At 29.3% G+C, this 18,180-nt stretch carries 17 protein-coding genes; 11 read left to right on the plus strand and 6 right to left on the minus strand.

Features of this window, described 5'->3' with window-relative positions; translation table 11 throughout:
• The first annotated feature begins 3 nt into the window (after positions 1-3).
• The 9 genes from CRU94_RS06810 to CRU94_RS06850 all read left to right on the plus strand — a co-directional run bounded on the left by CRU94_RS06810 (position 4) and on the right by CRU94_RS06850 (position 10,386).
• The gene (locus tag CRU94_RS06810) at positions 4-1,206 is read left to right on the plus strand and encodes a phosphoglycerate kinase (RefSeq protein WP_129106025.1); all 1,203 of its coding nucleotides are present in this window, start codon (positions 4-6) and stop codon (positions 1,204-1,206) included.
• Positions 1,207-1,917, plus strand: coding sequence for a triose-phosphate isomerase (locus CRU94_RS06815; RefSeq protein ID WP_129106026.1), 711 nt, complete (start codon positions 1,207-1,209; stop codon positions 1,915-1,917).
• Entirely contained in the window at positions 1,917-2,741 is an 825-nt protein-coding gene (fabI, locus tag CRU94_RS06820) for an enoyl-ACP reductase FabI (RefSeq protein ID WP_129106027.1), read from the plus strand. Before CRU94_RS06815 ends, fabI begins: the two co-directional genes overlap by 1 nt.
• Before the next feature lie 24 nt (positions 2,742-2,765).
• On the plus strand, positions 2,766-3,974 hold the full coding sequence (gene lysA / locus CRU94_RS06825) for a diaminopimelate decarboxylase (RefSeq protein ID WP_129106028.1): 1,209 nt from the start codon (positions 2,766-2,768) through the stop codon (positions 3,972-3,974).
• Positions 3,975-3,983: 9 nt separating this feature from the next.
• The gene (gene pheA, locus CRU94_RS06830; RefSeq protein WP_129106029.1) at positions 3,984-5,066 is read left to right on the plus strand and encodes a chorismate mutase; all 1,083 of its coding nucleotides are present in this window, start codon (positions 3,984-3,986) and stop codon (positions 5,064-5,066) included.
• Positions 5,067-5,084: 18 nt separating this feature from the next.
• On the plus strand, positions 5,085-6,188 hold the full coding sequence (hisC, locus tag CRU94_RS06835; protein WP_129106030.1) for a histidinol-phosphate transaminase: 1,104 nt from the start codon (positions 5,085-5,087) through the stop codon (positions 6,186-6,188).
• A 7-nt stretch (positions 6,189-6,195) separates the two neighbouring features.
• Entirely contained in the window at positions 6,196-8,001 is a 1,806-nt protein-coding gene (gene dxs, locus CRU94_RS06840; protein ID WP_129106031.1) for a 1-deoxy-D-xylulose-5-phosphate synthase, read from the plus strand.
• Positions 8,002-8,122: 121 nt separating this feature from the next.
• On the plus strand, positions 8,123-9,145 hold the full coding sequence (locus CRU94_RS06845; RefSeq protein ID WP_129106032.1) for a cytochrome-c peroxidase: 1,023 nt from the start codon (positions 8,123-8,125) through the stop codon (positions 9,143-9,145).
• A gap of 98 nt (positions 9,146-9,243) precedes the next feature.
• Positions 9,244-10,386 carry an MFS transporter gene (locus tag CRU94_RS06850; RefSeq protein WP_258237421.1) on the plus strand — a complete coding sequence of 381 codons (1,143 nt, stop codon included), beginning with the start codon at positions 9,244-9,246 and terminating at the stop codon, positions 10,384-10,386.
• Here the strand turns inward: CRU94_RS06850 and maf are convergent.
• A complete protein-coding gene (gene maf, locus CRU94_RS06855; RefSeq protein ID WP_129106033.1) occupies positions 10,381-10,929 on the minus strand; it encodes a septum formation inhibitor Maf in 549 nt (182 codons plus the stop codon). The two genes, CRU94_RS06850 and maf, sit on opposite strands and share 6 nt — an antisense overlap.
• A gap of 67 nt (positions 10,930-10,996) precedes the next feature.
• Here maf and CRU94_RS06860 point away from each other — a divergent pair, with 67 nt between their 5' ends.
• Positions 10,997-12,286, plus strand: coding sequence for a tellurium resistance protein TerC (locus tag CRU94_RS06860; RefSeq protein WP_129106034.1), 1,290 nt, complete (start codon positions 10,997-10,999; stop codon positions 12,284-12,286).
• Positions 12,287-12,354: 68 nt separating this feature from the next.
• Positions 12,355-13,761 carry an anion permease gene (locus CRU94_RS06865; protein ID WP_129106035.1) on the plus strand — a complete coding sequence of 469 codons (1,407 nt, stop codon included), beginning with the start codon at positions 12,355-12,357 and terminating at the stop codon, positions 13,759-13,761.
• Between the two features lie 27 nt (positions 13,762-13,788).
• Here the strand turns inward: CRU94_RS06865 and CRU94_RS06870 are convergent, their stop codons facing one another.
• The 5 genes from CRU94_RS06870 to CRU94_RS06890 form a co-directional block, all read right to left on the minus strand.
• Positions 13,789-14,535: a sulfite exporter TauE/SafE family protein gene (locus CRU94_RS06870; RefSeq protein WP_129106036.1), complete on the minus strand. Its 747-nt coding sequence runs from the start codon at positions 14,533-14,535 to the stop codon at positions 13,789-13,791.
• 44 nt (positions 14,536-14,579) lie between these two features.
• Positions 14,580-16,355, minus strand: coding sequence for a protein-disulfide reductase DsbD (gene dsbD, locus CRU94_RS06875; protein WP_129106037.1), 1,776 nt, complete (start codon positions 16,353-16,355; stop codon positions 14,580-14,582).
• Positions 16,356-16,363: 8 nt separating this feature from the next.
• Positions 16,364-16,726: a thioredoxin family protein gene (locus CRU94_RS06880; RefSeq protein ID WP_129106038.1), complete on the minus strand. Its 363-nt coding sequence runs from the start codon at positions 16,724-16,726 to the stop codon at positions 16,364-16,366.
• A gap of 78 nt (positions 16,727-16,804) precedes the next feature.
• On the minus strand, positions 16,805-17,737 hold the full coding sequence (gene rimK, locus CRU94_RS06885; protein ID WP_129106039.1) for a 30S ribosomal protein S6--L-glutamate ligase: 933 nt from the start codon (positions 17,735-17,737) through the stop codon (positions 16,805-16,807).
• Positions 17,738-17,746: 9 nt separating this feature from the next.
• The gene (locus tag CRU94_RS06890; RefSeq protein WP_129106040.1) at positions 17,747-18,163 is read right to left on the minus strand and encodes an ATP-dependent zinc protease family protein; all 417 of its coding nucleotides are present in this window, start codon (positions 18,161-18,163) and stop codon (positions 17,747-17,749) included.
• Between the last annotated feature and the right edge of the window lie 17 nt (positions 18,164-18,180).

The raw sequence follows: 18,180 nt of genomic DNA on the forward strand, positions 1-18,180 counted from the left end.
AAAATGAAGTTACAAGAGATTAAAAATATAGATATTGCTGGTAAAAAAGTTTTTATTAGATGTGACTTTAATGTTCCAGTTGATGAGTACAATAACATTACAGATGATAGAAGAATTCGAAGTGCTTTAAATACAATTAGATATTGTATTGATAATGATTGCTCTGTTATATTAGCTAGTCACTTTGGAAGACCAAAAGGTGGTTTTGAAGAGAAATACTCTTTAGCACCTATTGCAAAAAGATTACATATTTTATTAAAGCAAGAGATTAAATTAGCTCCAAATGTAGTTTGTGAAAAAACTATACAGATGGCAAAGGATTTAAAAACTGGTGAAATAATGCTTTTAGAAAATATGAGATTTGAAGCTGGTGAGACAAAAAATGATGAAGAGTTAAGTAAAAAGTTAGCTTCAATGGCTGATGTTTATATAAATGATGCTTTTGGGGTATCTCACAGAGCTCACTCATCTGTTGAAGGTATTGCGAAATATTTTGATATAAATCACAAAGCTGCTGGATTTTTATTAGCAAAAGAGATTAAATTTTTCCACCATATAGTTGAAAATCCTAAAAGACCATTTGTATCAATAGTTGGAGGATCAAAAGTATCTGGAAAACTTGAAGCACTTTATAATCTTGTTCCAAAGGTTGATAAAATTGTAATCGGTGGTGGAATGGCATTTACATTCTTAAAAGCTTTAGGATATGAAATTGGAAAATCGCTTGTTGAAGAGGATTTAATCCCTGAAGCCTTAAAAATTATGGAATTAGCAAAGCAGAAAGATACAAAACTATATCTTCCTGTTGATATTGTTGTTGCTGAAGCTTTTGATGCTGAAGCAATTGCTAAAATTGTTCCAGTACAAGAGATTCCAAAATCATGGATAGGACTTGATATAGGACCAGCAACTGCCCTATTATTTAGTGAAGTTTTAAATGATGCAAATACAATTTTGTGGAACGGTCCAATGGGTGTTTATGAGATGGAAAAATTTGCAAAAGGAAGCACAAAAATATCTCACGCAGTAGCTAGTTCATATGCAACAACTGTTGTTGGTGGTGGAGATACAGCTGATTTAGTAAGAATTACTGGTGATGAAGATGATATGACATTTATAAGCACTGGTGGTGGAGCATCTTTAGAGTTAATTGAAGGAAAAATTCTTCCTGGAGTTAAAGCATTAGTTATTGAGGATGATAAATAAATGGCAATTATTGCTAGTAATTTTAAGACAAACCATACAAGAAAGAGTACAAAAGAGTATATTGAAAAATTAAACTCTTTTATGATTGAAAAAAGTATTCAAAATGAAGTTTTCATATTCCCTACTTCAACATCTTTGGACTCTTTTAATATAGTTTCAAATCTTAAAATTGGTGTTCAAAATGCTTATGCCGTAGAATATGGCTCTTTTACAGGTGAGATTGGAAGTTTACAAATTGATGAGTTTGGAATTAAAACTATATTAATAGGTCATAGTGAAAGAAGACATATTTTAGGTGAAACTCAAGAAGAGATTGCAAAAAAATATGAGTTTTATAAAAACTTAGGTTTCAAGATAATCTACTGTATTGGAGAGCCATTAGAGGTTAAAAATAGTGGTTTAGAAAAAACTTTAGAGTATATCTATGAACAGTTTATTGGAATTGATACAAGCTATGAAAATTTAATTCTTGCTTATGAGCCTGTTTGGGCAATTGGTACAGGTGTTACTGCAACAAACGAAGATATAAAAAAAGTTCACAGTGCAATAAAATCAAAAATCAATAAACCTTTGCTTTATGGTGGAAGCGTTAAAGTTGAAAATGTAAGAGAGATTTGCTCTATTAAAAATGTTGATGGGGCACTAATTGGTACTGCATCTTGGCAAATAGATGATTTTATAAAAATTTTAGAAAATACAAAGGATTTATAATGATAATGAAGGGTAAAAAAGGTGTTATTTTAGGTGTAGCAAATGACAAATCAATTGCTTATGGAATTGCAAAAGCTTGTCATGCACAAGGTGCAAAAATTGCATTTACATATTTAAATGATGCTCTTAAAAAAAGAGTTGAACCAATAGCAGCTGAATTTGGAAGCTCTAATTTAGTTTATCCTTGCGATGTTTCTAAACCTGAAGAGATAGTTGCTTTAAGAGAATCTTTACAAAAAGATTTAGGCGAGATTGATTTTATAGTTCACTCAATTGCATTTGCTCCAAAAGAGGGTTTAAGTGGAAGATTTCACAATATCTCAAAAGAGGCATTTGATATTGCAATGGATATATCAGTGTTTTCACTAATTGAAGTTACAAAAGAGCTAAAACCTCTTTTATCTTCTAACTCTTCAATTTTAACTCTAACATATTATGGTGGAGAAAAATATATTCCAAACTACAATCTTATGGGAGTTGCAAAAGCAGCTTTAGATATGACTACTAAATATCTAGCGGAAGATTTAGGAAAAGATGGAATTAGAGTAAATGCTATTAGTGCAGGTCCAATTAAAACTTTAGCAGCTGCTGGAATTGGTGATTTTAGATTTATGCTTAAATGGAATGAGGCTCACTCTCCATTAAAGAAAAATGTAACAATTGATGAAGTTGGAAACTCTGGAATGTACCTGCTTAGTGATTTAAGTAGTGCGGTAACAGGTGAAATTCACCATGTTGATAGTGGATTTAATATAATGGGTATGCCAGCAGTTGAGTTTGAAGATGGAAAACCAAAAATTGCTTGGAATGGTACTGATAAATAAATATAAACTTTGATTAGGAGAATTATGAATATAGATTTTAAAACACTTGCACAAAAATATCAAACACCATACTATGTATATGATTTTGATTACATTAAAAAACAGTATACTGAACTTAAAGAGTCATTTAGAGCAAGAAAATCTCTAATTGCATATGCAGTTAAAGCAAACTCGAATTTAAGTGTAATACAACATCTTGCAAATTTAGGAGCTGGTGCTGATTGTGTTAGTATTGGAGAGGTAAAAAGAGCATTAAAAGTTGGTATTCCTTCATATAAAATTATCTTCTCAGGAGTTGGAAAAAGTGATGAAGAGATAAAAGAGGCTTTACAACTTGATATTTTACTTATAAATGTAGAGAGTGCTGCTGAGTTGAACAAAGTTGAAACAATAGCAAAAGAGTTAAACAAAGTTGCAAGAATCTCAATAAGAGTAAATCCAAATATAGATCCACAAACTCATCCATATATCTCAACAGGACTACATGAAAATAAGTTTGGAGTAGATATTGATACAGCAAAAAGAATGTATATTCAGTGTAAAAATAGCGATTTTTTAGAGCCAACTGGAATTCATTGTCACATTGGATCACAACTTACTCAACTTCAACCAATTAAAGATGCTGTTAAAATTGTGGCTGATTTAGTAAGAAACTTAAAAGCTATTAAAATTGAACTATCATTTATGGATGTTGGTGGTGGTTTAGGAATTATTTATGATGAAGAGAAACTAATTGATACATATGAGTATGCACAATCAATTTTAGACTCTATGTTTGGTCTTGATTTAACTGTTATTTGTGAACCAGGAAGATTTATTGTTGGGAACTCTGGATACTTTATAACAAAAGTTTTATATGAAAAAACAAATGGAAATAAGAGATTTGTTATTGTTGATGGAGCTATGAATGATTTAATAAGACCTGCTTTATATAATGCCTATCATAAAATTGAAGTTTTAAATGATAATAAAAACTTCTCAGATTGTAACCTTGTAGGACCTGTTTGCGAAAGTGGTGATTTTTTTGCAAAAAATATAGATTTGCAAGAGACACAACCTAATGATTTAGTTGTAATTCACAGTGCTGGAGCTTATGGATTTACAATGGCTAGTAACTACAACACAAGAGGAAGAGTTGCAGAGATTGCAGTTGAAAATGGTGTTGATAGGTTAATTAGAAGAAGAGAAAAATTTGAAGATTTAATAGCTTTAGAAGAAGAGTTTATAAAATAAGGATTTTGTATGGCAAGTTGTGAAGATGGCTTACTTGAATTAAGAAATAAGCTAGATAGTATTGATAATAAACTTCTTGAACTTTTAGATGAAAGAATGCAACTAGTTCATAAAGTTGGAGCCTTAAAAGCAAAAAGTGGTGGAGCAATATATAGACCTGATAGAGAGAAGGCTATTATTGATAGACTTGATAGAATTAATAGAGAAAAAAATGGTCTTTTAAATAGAAGTGCTATTGAAGCTCTATTTTTAGAGATTTTTGCAATATCTAGAAATATTGAACTACCAGAAAACATTGGCTATTTAGGTCCCCAAGGAAGCTTTACTCATCAAGCAGCTGAGAGTAGATTTGGAGCTATGAGCTCTTATGTATCTATTAGCTCAATTTTGGGAATTTTTAAAGAGTTAGAATCAAAAAAGATAAAATTTGGTGTTGTGCCAATTGAAAACTCTTCAAATGGAATTGTAAACGACACAATAAATGGTTTTACAAATTTTAACTCAAAAATTGTTGCTGAAGTTGTATTAAATATTCATCACACACTTGCAACAACTTGTGATAAAATAAGCGATATAAAAAAGATATATTCAAAAGATATAGCATTTGATCAGTGTAGAAAATTTTTAAATAATTTTGGTTTAAATGAAGTTGAATTAATTCCAGTTGAATCAACAACAAAAGCAGCAAAATTAGCAGCAATTGAAGCAAATAGTGCTGCAATATGTTCTCATGTTGCGGCAAAGCTTTATAATCTTCCAATCTTATTTGAAAATATTGAAGATAAAGATAACAATAAAACAAGATTTTTCATATTAAGTGATTTTGAAAATTCTCAAAGTGGAAATGACAAAACATCGATTTTGGTAAATCTTCCAGATACTCAAGGAGCACTTGTAAAATTTCTAAATGATTTTAATAATGCTGGAATAAATTTAACAAAAATAAAATCTCATATTGTTGAGGGAATATCTATATTTTTTATAGATTTTGATGGACATAAAGATGATGAAAATGTTAAAGAGATTTTAGATAAACATAAGAGTAGTATAAAAGTTTTGGGCTCTTATGTAAAAGAGATAAAAGATATATAAATTAAGCAAGGAGCAAAAATGAAATTTAATAAAGTGTTGAAAAATTTATCAACTTATGAGGCTGGAAAACCAATTGAGTTAGTTGTAAGAGAGTATGGAATTAATCAAAAAGATGTTGTAAAACTTGCATCAAATGAGAATCCTTATGGAACAAGTCCAAAAGTTGTTGCAAAGATTGAGAGTTTAGCAAAAAATATGTACTTATACCCAGATGACTCTATGTTTGAACTAAAAGCAGCTTTGGCAAATAAGTTCAATCTTAATAGCAAAAATGTAATTATTGGTTCTGGAAGTGATCAAATTTTAGAGTTTGCAATTCATGCAAAATGTAAAAAGAATTCAAAAGTTTTAATGGCTCAAACAACATTTGCTATGTATGAAATATATGCAAAGCAAGTTGGTGCAAAGATTATCAAAACAAAATCTTCTCAACACAACTTAAAAGAGTTTAGTAAACTTTATAAAAAACATGGAGCTGATGTAATTTTTCTTTGTATTCCAAACAATCCACTAGGAGAGTGTTTAGATAAAGATGAAGTTTATGAATTTTTAGAAACTATTGATAAAAACACATTAGTTATAGTTGATGGTGCATATCAAGAGTACGCTAGTTTTAAAGATGAGAAAAAAAGAATTTGCCCAAAAGATTTAATAGAAAAATTTCCAAATGCAATCTATCTTGGAACATTCTCAAAAGCATATGCCCTTGGGGGAATGAGAGTTGGTTATGGTTTGGCAAATGAGGATATAATTTCAACTTTTTATAAAATAAGAGCTCCTTTTAATATTACAACTTTAAGTTTAGCAGCTGCTATTGAAGCTTTAAAAGATCAAGAGTTTGTAGATGATTGTATTGATAAAAACTTTAAACAGATGAAAAGATATGAAAAATATTGCCAAGATAATGGTTTTGAATATATACCTTCATATACAAATTTTATTACGATTTTATTCAAAAACTTTATTTCAAAAGAGATTGCTCAAAAACTTTTAGAAAGAGGAATGATTATTAGAGATTTAACAGGTTATGGTCTTAATGCAATTAGAGTTACAATTGGGACTCAAGCACAAAATACGAAGTTTTTTAAACTCCTTAATGAAGTTTTAGAAGAGTTAAAATAGATTTAAAATGCAAATAAAAGATAAATCAACTGAAGAGTTAAAAGAGCTATCTTGTAAAATAAGAGAGCGAATAATTGATGTAGTATCAAGAAAAGGTGGGCACTTCTCATCAACACTTGGTGCTGTTGAATTAACTATTGGAATGCACAAAGTTTTTGGTGTAAATAGTGATCCATTTATATTTGATGTTTCTCATCAATGTTACCCTCACAAACTTTTAACTTCTAGATGGGATGAGTTTGAAACAATTAGACAATTTGGTGGATTAAGTGGCTTTACAAAACCAAATGAGAGCTCTGCTGATTACTTTGTAGCTGGGCATAGCTCAACTTCTATCTCACTTGCAGTTGGAGCAGCAAAAGCTATAAAATTAAAAGGCGAAAATAGAGTTCCAGTTGTAATGATTGGAGATGGTTCTATGAGCGCTGGAATGGTTTATGAAGCTCTAAACGAACTAGGAGATTTAAAACTCCCAGTTGTAATAATTTTAAATGACAATGAAATGAGTATTGCAAAACCAATTGGTGCAATTTCAAAATATCTATCAAAAATATTAGCTGGAAAAACTTATCAAAGTTTTAAAGCAACAGTTGATAAATTTATACGAAACAATATGCCAGAAGGTACAACTTATTTAGCAAAAAGAATTGAGAGCTCAATTAAATTAATAACTCCTGGTATTTTATTTGAAGAGATGGGAATTGATTATATTGGTCCAATTGATGGGCATGATATAAAAGAGATTATAGAGACTTTAGAGATAGCCAAATCTATGAAAAAGCCAGTAATTGTTCACGCAAGAACTGTAAAAGGAAAAGGTTATAAAATTGCTGAAGGACAACATGAAAAGTGGCATGGAGTTGGACCTTTTAATGTTGAAGATGGAGAGTTTATCAAAAAAGCTACCGAAAAAAGTGCAACTGAAGTATTTTCTAACTCTTTACTAAATTTAGCAAAAAAATATAAAAATATTGTTGGCGTAACTGCTGCCATGCCAAGCGGAACTGGAATGGATAAATTAATGAAAGAGTTTCCTTCTCGTTTTTGGGATGTAGCAATTGCTGAACAACATGCTGTTACTTCAATGGCAGCCATGGCAAAAGAGGGTTTTAAACCTTTTGTTACAATTTATTCTACATTTTTACAAAGAGGTTTTGATCAGATAATTCATGATGTTTGTATTATGAATCTACCTGTTGTTTTTGCAATGGATAGAGCTGGAATTGTTGGAAATGATGGTGAGACTCATCAAGGAGCTTTTGATATTAATTTTTTAAGATTTATTCCTAATATGATTTTATTTGCTCCAAGAGATAACAAAACATTGGAATTATCTTTAGAGTTTGCTTATAGTTTAAAAAATCCATGTGCAATTAGATATCCAAGAGGTTCATTTAAAGATTTAGAGTACAAAGCTTCTAAATTTGAGTTAGGAAAAGCGGAACTACTTAAAAATGGAACTTCAAATAAACTTTTCATTGGATATGGAAGTGGTGTATCAAAAGCTATTGAAGTTGAAAAACTTCATAGTGAAGATATAGCAATATTAGATTTAAGATTTGTAAAACCAATAGATAAAAATATCTTAAAAGATTTATCAAAAAAATATGACTCTTGGTATGTTTTTAGTGATTCACAAAAACAAAGCGGTGTTGCAAGTGCTATTTTAGAGGCTTTAAATGAAGAGAATATAAAAAACATCTCTTTAAAATCATTTGAATTTGAAGATAGCTTTATAGAACATGGCGACACTAAGCTTGTTGAAGACTCTTTAGGTCTGCTTCCAATACAGTTAGTTGAAAAGATAAAATAGGATATTTTATCTCCTATTTTATAAGTAAAAATTATAATATTATTTATAAAAATAGATAAAACTAAGCTCTAATTAACAAAAATTTTCCTATGATTTCTTAAATCATTTAGGAGGATTTTATATGAAACTAAAAATTTCTTTAGCACTATTTTTAGGTGCAACTACACTTTTTGCTGATCAAGCATTAATCACAAAATCAAAAAACTTTGGTTTGGAGCCTATTCCATCAGATAAAAAAGCTTTAATGAAATTAATTGATGATAAAGCAGATCCAATAACAGATGCAAAAGTTGAACTTGGAAAAAAATTATATTTTGATCCAAGACTTTCAAGAAGTAATTTAATATCTTGTAATACATGTCATAATCTAGCACTTGGTGGAGCTGATGGTGTTCCTGTTGCAATTGGACATGGATGGACTGCAAATCCACACCACTTAAACTCTCCAACAGTTTATAACTCAGTGTTCTTTAAAGCACAATTTTGGGATGGAAGAAGTCCTCACTTAGCTGATCAAGCAGCAGGTCCAATTCAAGCTGGTCCAGAGATGGCTGCACCTCCAGCACTTGTAGAAGAGAGAATTAATTCAATTCCAGCTTATGTAGATGAGTTTAAAAAAGCTTATGGGAAAAATACAAAAGTTGATTTTGATAAAATCACAAGTGCAATTGCTACATTTGAAAGAACTTTAGTTACACCATCAAGATTTGATAAATTCTTAGAAGGTGATGTTAATGCTTTAACTAAAGCTGAAAAAGAGGGATTAGAGTTATTCTTAAACAAAGGTTGTACAGCTTGTCATACAGGAATTGCTCTTGGTGGAACAATGCAACCATTCCAAGTTGCAAATCAATACAAATTTATAAGTGTTGGTGACTTTACAGGTGATGAAAATGGTATGGTTAAAACACCATCTTTAAGAAATATTACTGAAACAGCTCCATATTTCCATAATGGTCAAATCTGGTCTTTAGCAGAGGCAGTTAAAGAGATGGGATCTGTTCAATTAGGTATTAATATATCAAATAGTGATGCTTCTAAAATTGTAACTTTCTTAAAATCATTAACAGGTACTAAACCAGCTATTGTTTATCCACAACTTCCAGAATCAAACGATAAAACTCCAAAACCTTCATTTGATTAAAAACTAGGGATTTTCCCCTAGTTTTACTATTTTGCTTAACTTTAAACAAATATTTTTAAGAGTAGAATTACCTTTTTTTAAAGGCTAGGTAATCGATTTTGAAAAGTAATCTATTAATTATCATCTATGGACTAATTGTTACAATGTCTGTAATGTATGCAACTCAACCACTTCAACCACTTTTAGCTTCAAAATTTGAAGTAACAATTACAGAAGCTTCACTTTTTACAGCTGTGATTTTGTTCTTTTTAGCAGTTGCTCCAATAATATATGGTTATATTTTAGAGAAAGTTTGTGCAAAAAAGATGTTAATAAATGCATCAATTGTTTTACTAATTACAAATATTTTCTTAGGTTTAGCAAATAGTTATGAACTATTTTTATTTTTTAGAGTTTGTGAAGCTTTAGTAATTCCAGCAATTTTAACTTCACTTATGAGTATATTGGCAAATATAGATAAAGATAATATTAAATTTAATATGTCTATTTATGTTGCTGGAACAGTTTTTGGAGGACTTGTTGGAAGAGTTTTTTCAGGGTTTATTGCAACAACTTTTTCATATGAATATGTATTTTACTCTCTCTCTCTTGCTATATTTATCTCTATTTTATTAATTAAAAAACTAAACTTTAATGGGGAAGCCAATATTATAAAACCAAAAATTTCAGATGTATTAAATATTTTAAAAGATAGAAGATTTGTAATCGTATATTTTGTAATGTTTTGTATATTTTTTGTATTTTCAGGTGTTTTAAATGTGCTACCATTTAGAGCAAAAGAGTTATCAAGTGAGTTTTCTGAGTTTCGAATTGCTCTTTTATATTTAGGATATGGAATGGGAATTTTAGTATCATTAAACTCTAAAAAAATAGTAACTTTTTTCAAGGGTGAAATAAATACTATATTGTATGCAACAATATTTTTTATATTTACTATATCATCACTATTTATAGAAAATATTTTATATCTTTTTTTACTTCTATTTTTAGTTTGTATAGGAATGTTTACAGCTCATACAGTTAGTACACAACTTGCAAACTCTATGCAAAAATCACAAAAATCTTTAACTTCTGGAATGTATTTAACCTTTTATTATCTAGGGGGAGCAACAGGCTCACTTGTTCCATCAATGATATACAAAGCATTTAATTGGAACATTATGTTAATTAGTTTTGTAGTATTGCTTTTAGTTGTAGCTTTAGTTGTAGCTTTAAACAAAGACCTTTTTAAAACTTTATAGTTTTAAAAAAGGTATTAATTTTTCAATACTAAGCCCCATAGCTGTAGTTTCAAGACCAGATACCTTTTTTATATAAGGTTTACAAAAACCTTCAACCATAATTGCTCCAGCTTTTCCAAAGCACTCACCACTTTTTAAATAGTTTAAAAGATCATCTTTTTTAAAATTTTTAAACTCATAACTTGTAATAGATATATCAATTAGCTCAAAAGTTTTTGATTTATAAATCATACAAGTAATTACTGAAGTTTTATTTCCACTTTGAAGTTCTAACATATTTTTTGCATCTTCATAATCTTTTGCTTTTCTTAAAAGTTTACCTTCACAAGTTACTACACTATCAGCAACCAAAAGTGGTATTTCAACTCCATATTTATTATGCAACTCATCAAATTTTCCCTTTGTAGCTGCATAGCAAAACTCTTTTGGATTTGAAGTTGTTATACTATCTTCATCAAAACTTCCACCACTTTGTATAAAATCAATCTTAAAATCTTTTAATATCTTTGCTCGTGTTGGCGAATTTGAACCAAGTCTTATCAATTTTTTCCTTTTTTCCTTGAATTATACTAAGTTTTAATATAATACGATTTTAATATATAGGATTTTTATGTTAGCACTTTCAAGATTTTCAGGCTTTTTAATATTTTTATCATTTATTTTTACACTCTACTCATACTTTTTTAATGAAAATCTTCAAATAGTAGCTGTTGTATCAATTTGGATAGCTGCTACAATTTTGTTTTTTACATTAAAAAAGAGAAAACTTATATCAATACTTCTACTTTTATCCTTTTTATCGCTTTTATACTGCTACTTTAACGATATAAAAATAGATTTTTATAAAGCATTTAGTATAAATTTATATCTTCTAAATCTTTTAATAGCAGTTGGATTTTTAAAACTTATTGCAACTCCTAGAAGTGAAAAAAGTATTGAACTTCCAAGTGGAAAAAGCTCATTTATAAAAACATATTTAAGTATTCATCTATTTGGTTCAGTTATAAATCTATCAGCCCTACTTTTAGTTGCTGATAAAATGTATAAAAAAGGAAAATTAACCGCATTACAAATTGTTTTGCTTACTCGTTCATTTGCAAGTGATGCTTACTGGTCACCTTTTTTTGTGGCATTTGCAGCTGCTATTACTTATGCTCCAAATTTACAAACACTTACAATAATATTTTTTGGAATATTTTTAGCAATAGCAACTTTTATAATTACACTCTTAGAGGTAAATTACAATAAAAAATTTGATTTAAAAGAGTTTAGAGGTTATCCTCTATCTTTACAAACACTTTTTATTCCACTTCTATTAGCTATTTTTGTTCTATTTACTCACCATTTTTACGAAGATCTTAAAATTATTGTTTTAATCTCACTCTTCTCTTTACTTCTTACACTTTTTATTTTACCTATAAAAAAAGGTTTTTTTGAAAGTTTTAAAATATTAAAATTTTATATTATTGATGATTTACCAAAGATGAAGAGTGAATTAACACTATTTTTAGTAGCTGGTATTTTTGGAATTTTTATAGGAACTACTCTTTTATCATTTGATTTTAAACTCCCTTTTGAAATTTTTGATTACAAAGCAGCTTCAGTTGTTTTACTTACTTTTATAATCTTAGGTTTTATTGGAATTCATCCAATTATATCTATATCAATTTTGGGAGATTTTTTTGTCAACGCAAATCACACTCTTCTTGCTATGACTTTTTTGATGTCATGGGCAACAACAGTATCAACCTCTCCAATATCTGGCTTAAATCTAACTTTAAGTTCAAGATACTCTTGTAGTCCAAAGGAGATTTTTAAATTAAATATTGTTTATGCAATCAAGATTTATTTTGTATGTATAACATTTTTATATCTTTTATCACATTTTTTAAACATTTAATTTTATCTTATAATAAGATTGTAATAAAAATATATTATAATTGCTTAATTTTTTTATAAGGAGTTTTTATGTCGGCACGAAATATAAAACTACTAATACCTGTTCTTGTAGCAGTTGTTATGTGGTTTATACCAGCACCTGAAGGTTTGTCACAAAATGCATGGCATTTTTTAGCAATATTTTTAGCTGTAGTTGTTGGACTTATTCTTGAACCAATTCCAGCAGCGCTAATTGGTTTTGCAGGTGTAGCTTTAATAGCTGCATTAGGATTAATAGGAAATCCAACAATGAGTATAAACTGGGCATTATCTGGTTTTAGCAATAGTGTTATTTGGTTAATATTTGCAGCTTTTATGTTTGCACTTGGTTACAAAAAAACAGGTCTTGGGAAAAGAGTTTCACTAATTATGGTTAAATATATGGGTAAAAGCACTTTAGGTTTAGGATATGCAGTTGCATTTTCTGATTTAGTTTTAGCTCCATTTATGCCATCAAACACTGCAAGAAGTGCTGGAACTATCTATCCAATAGCTATTAATATTCCACAAATTTTCAACTCATTACCAAACAATGAGCCAAGAAAAATAGGATCTTATATCACTTGGGTAGCAATAGCTTCAACTTCTGTTACAAGCTCTATGTTTTTAACAGCTCTTGCTCCAAACTTACTTGCAGTTGATTTAATGGGAAGACATACACAACATACACTTACTTGGATGGAGTGGGCAACTATCATGGTTCCGATTATGATTCCACTATTTTTACTAACTCCTTGGTTAACTTATGTTATTTATCCACCAACACAAAAAAGATCTCCTGAAGCTCCAAAATGGGCAGCAGAAGAGCTGAAAAAACTAGGAAATGTTACATTTAAAGAGTATTTAATGGCAGGACTTGCAATTGTTGCTTTAGTTCTTTGGATTTTTGGAAAAGAGATAGGAATAAATGCTACAACAACTGCTATTTGTGTTATGACTGTTATGGTTCTTACAGGAATTATCTCTTGGGATGACTTGCTTAGTGAAAAAGCTGCATTTAATGTATTTATCTGGTTCGCCACTTTGGTTGCACTAGCTGATGGATTAAAAAGAGTTGGTGTTTTAGATTTTATAGGTAAAAACTCTGAATCGATGCTATCAGGACTTGATACAATGGCTTTAATAGTATCACTACTTGTTTTATTTTATGTACTTCACTACTTCTTTGCTAGTACAACTGCTCATGTTACTGCATTAGTTCCTCTATTTATGGTTATTGCAACAACATTTATACCAGCAGATCAAATAATTCCATTTATGGTTTTACTTGCAGGAAGTTTAGGAGTTATGGGAATTATCACTCCTTATGGAAGTGGACCAAATCCAATTTGGTATGGTGCTGGATATATATCTCAAGCTAGATGGTGGGGTTTAGGAGCTATCTTTGGAGGATTGTATTTAGCAGTTATTCTTTTAGGTGTATTTATATTTATATAAAAAATTAAAAGGAAGTCTAACTTCCTTTTAAAAAATCGTTTGATACATTAATGCTATCGCCATTAAAAATAAAAATCCTTTTATAACTTTATTATAATTTTCTTGCGGAATTTTGTTCTTTATTTTAAGTCCAATAACCATTGCAACTACAACAAGTATTAAACTACTAAAAGAAATTGTTAATAACTCTTGCGTAAATGAACCATGAATTCCGAAAAGCATAATTTGAATAAGTTTTCCAAACAAAAAACATATATTTGAAGACTGAATTATCTCTTTTCTTGAATGTTTTGATTCTAAAGAATATATTATTAAAACCAAAGCCATAACATTTGTTAAACCACCTATAATTCCAGCACTTAATCCAAATATAACAAGTGAAGTTTTAGGTTTATTTTTTACCCAAACCATTTCAAATTTGAATTTTTGAATTAGTAAATAAAAAATAATTGAGATTGCCAATAATAATTTAAAAATTTCAGAACTACTATAGATTAATATTTGTGTACCAATAGCACTTCCTATCATCGCAAAAATTGCCAAAGGATAAAATCTTTTTATAGCATTTAAAAAGTTTCCTTCACTAAAAATAGCTATTAAATTAATCAAAAGTGTAGGAATAGCAACATACAAAATAGCTGTTTTCATATCTGTAATCATTGCTAAAAGAGGAGTTGAGATTAAAGGAAAACCAAAACCAATACTTCCTTGAACTAAAGAAGAAAAAAATAAAATTATTGAAAAGATGATTAAAAAATCAATATTTAAGTCCATAATAAATCCTAAAAAAAGAAGGATTTATTATATATGAATATCATTTAATTTTGAAAATTTTTGTTTACTATTTCTAAAAACTCTTTTGGGTTTTTATATCCAACAATCTTTGCACTTTTTATCTCTTGTTTATTCTCATCCCAAAAAACAAGAGCTGGAGGACCTACAATTCCATATTTTTTTTGTAAAGCTTTGTCATCATCTGTGTTGTCTGTAACATCAACTTTTAAAAGTGTAAATCCTTTTAGTTTATTAATAACTTCTGCATCTTTAAAAGTAATCTCATCTAACTCTTTACAAGATACACACCAAGATGCCCAAAAATCTAGCATTATTGGTTTTGAAGATTGTTTTATAGCAACTTCTAGTTCATTTATATTTTTTATTTTTGTAAAATTAAGGCTTTGAGTATTTGATGAAATTGCAACACCGCTTGTAAACTTTTCAAGCGGTTTTAGTGGATTTGTTGCTCCACTTATTGCACCAACAAGCATTACAGCTCCAAATATTAATATAACTTTAGAGATTAATTGAGAAATAATATGAGTATAAACTCTTAAATAAATTGCACTTCCCAAAAGTAAAAGTGCCCATAAATACATAGCTATAGTTGGATTAATAACTCTATCAAGAAGCCAAATAGCAACTCCTAGCATGATTATTCCAAAGATTTTTGTAACACCTTCCATCCATCCACCTGGTTTTGGCATAAATTTACCAGCTCCAACACCTATTAAAAGTAGTGGAACTCCCATTCCTAAACTCATTACAAATAGTGCCATTCCTCCAAGAACTGCATCTCCTGTTTGCCCAATATATACTAATGCACCAGCCAAAGGAGGCGCTACACAAGGACCAACGATGAGAGCCGATAAGAATCCCATAATTGCAACTCCTAGCATTCCTTGTTTCTCTTTTCCTTCACTTGTTTTATTTATCTTATTTTGCAAAGCTGTTGGAACTCTTATTTCAAAATATCCAAACATAGAAAATGCAAGAGCAACAAACACAAAAGCAAAAACAACCAAAACATAAGGGTTTTGTAAAGAAGCTTGTAAATTGGCTCCAAATACTCCAGCAACAACTCCTGCTAGTGAGTATGCAAAACTCATAGCTAATACATACACCAAAGACATTATAAAACCTTTTTTAGCATTCATTGTCTCATTTTGAGAAGCTTTTACAATAATTGATGAGAGTATTGGAATCATAGGAAAAACACAAGGAGTAAATGATAATAAAAGTCCAAATCCAAAGAATGTTGCAAGAATTATTAAAGTGCTTGAGTCACTAAAAGCTAAAGCAATACTATCTGTTTCACTAATATTTTCATCTTTTGTTAAAACTTCTTTATTAGTCTCTTTTATATTATTTTTACTTTCTGGCTCTTCTTTTACAGAACTTGAATCAAAAAATATAACTTGCTTTTCACTAATAGGAGCATAACAAAGCCCTGCTTTTGAGCAACCTTGAAATTTGAACTCAATTTCATACTTATTTGAATCTATTTTTGATTTTATTAAACTATATGGAATATTGATATTTAAATCTTCAAAATGAACAATAAAATCATCATAAACAACTGGCTTTGGAAGTTCTAACTCTTTTAAAAGTTCAACTTTTTTTGGTTTTGTTATATTTATTTGCAGCTTATCATCGTACAGATAAATATCTTTTCCTAACTCTAATTTTATAACCAAACTATCTTCATTTTGTACAAAATTTACTTTAAAAGCCTCTTCTGGTTCTAAAACTCTATTCTCAAAATCTAGTGAAAAAGAGTAGACAAAAAGTGCTAAAAAGAGAACTATTTTTTTCATTTTCTATCCTACTTAAAATCTATTTTTGAACTCTCTAAAAGTTCTTGCGATGTTTTTATTCCAACATACTCTTTTATTGGTTTTCCATCTTTAAAATATATCAAAGTTGGTAATTTTTTTACCCCATATCTTTTTGCTAAAACTAACTCATCTTCAATATTAACCTTAAAAATCTCTACATTATCAGGTTTTATAATTTCGAAATCTTCTAAATTTACTGCTAAGACTTTACAAGGTGGACACCAAGGTGCATAAAAGTCAATAATGGCATTTTTACCCTTGGTTTTTTCATCAAAATTATCAATATTTAACTCTTCATAAGCATTTAAAGAGACTAAAGAGAATAGTGCAAAAATAAAAAATTTAATCATTTATAATCCTTTTTTAAAAATGGATTATATTATATTAAATAATAGTAAACAATTTGCTTTAAGAATTATAACTTTTAATTATGCACCAATACTATCTTTTTTAAATTTTTTCCTTTTTTGATTATCTGTAGTAGTTGGATTTACGCTATTTTGAATATAATTTATAATCTTTTGAGCTATATTTATATTTGTTGATTTCTCAATTCCTTCAAGTCCAGGGCTTGAGTTTACCTCCATTACCAAAGGACCTCTTTTTGAAATTATCATATCAACACCACAAACTCCAAGTCCCATTGCTCTAGCAGCTGCTAGTGCTGTAGTTTTCTCTTTTCTATTTAAGTTATAAATAGAGGCATTTCCACCTTGATGAAGATTTGATCTAAAATCACCTTCAGCTCCTTGCCTTCTCATTGCAGCAACAACCTCTCCACCAACTATAAATACTCTTATATCAGCTCCATTTGCCTCTTCAATATACTCTTGAACAAGTAAATTTACATCCATTCCATAAAAAGCATCAAGAACAGATTTAGCTGCTTTTTTACTATCAACTAAAACAACTCCTACACCTTGAGTTCCTTCTAAAATTTTTAAAACCAAAGGCGTTCCACCACTTAAAGCAATTACATCTTTTGCATTTGATTTATTCGAAGCAAATACAGTTCTTGGTAAATCAACACCATTTTTTGATAAAACTTGAAGACTTCTTAACTTATCTCTACTTCTTGTAAGTGCCAGATTTCCAGTTGTTGAAAATACATCTTGCATCTCAAAGTGTCTAACTATTGCTGCACCAAAAAAAGTTCTACTTGCTCCAATTCTTGGAATTATTGCATCTGGAACTTTTAGAACCTCTCCTTCATAGTTTACAACAAGCTCATTTTTCATAATCTCAATTGTACATTTTAAATAATCAATAACTCTTACTTCCCAACCTTTATTTAAAGCCTCTTCATACAATCTTTTTGTCGAATAAAGATTCTCATTTCTTGACAAGATATAAATTAACATTATAGTTTCCTATTTTAATATATTTTTTTTTGAAACATCAACTAAAAAACGATTTTGCAAAAACTTTCTACCTATTAGCATGGGGTATTTCATATCTGCTCTTGAAGTTAGTGATACTACTGTTTGATAGATTTTTCCAGCAAATTCAACTTTGACTTTTATAGAGGCTCTAGTTTGAACAACTCCATTTGAACTTTTCACACTTTTTATTTTAAAAAGTGGCATTTTTACTCTTTTACCATGATAAGATGGATGAATTTTATCTAGTAGTCTAAAGTGTACAAAATTAGAATCATCTACAAAGATATCATCGCAGTGAAGTGAGTTTGAGTAGGCTCCTGTATCTATTTTTGCATCTAAATCAAAAAGTTCTAAATCCAAAATAGATATGGGCTCTACTCTTCCTATTATTTGTAGTTGTGACATAATCACCCTTTTTTAAA

The sequence above is a fragment of the Arcobacter sp. AHV-9/2010 genome (genome assembly GCF_004116575.1).
Lineage (GTDB): Bacteria > Campylobacterota > Campylobacteria > Campylobacterales > Arcobacteraceae > Aliarcobacter > Aliarcobacter skirrowii.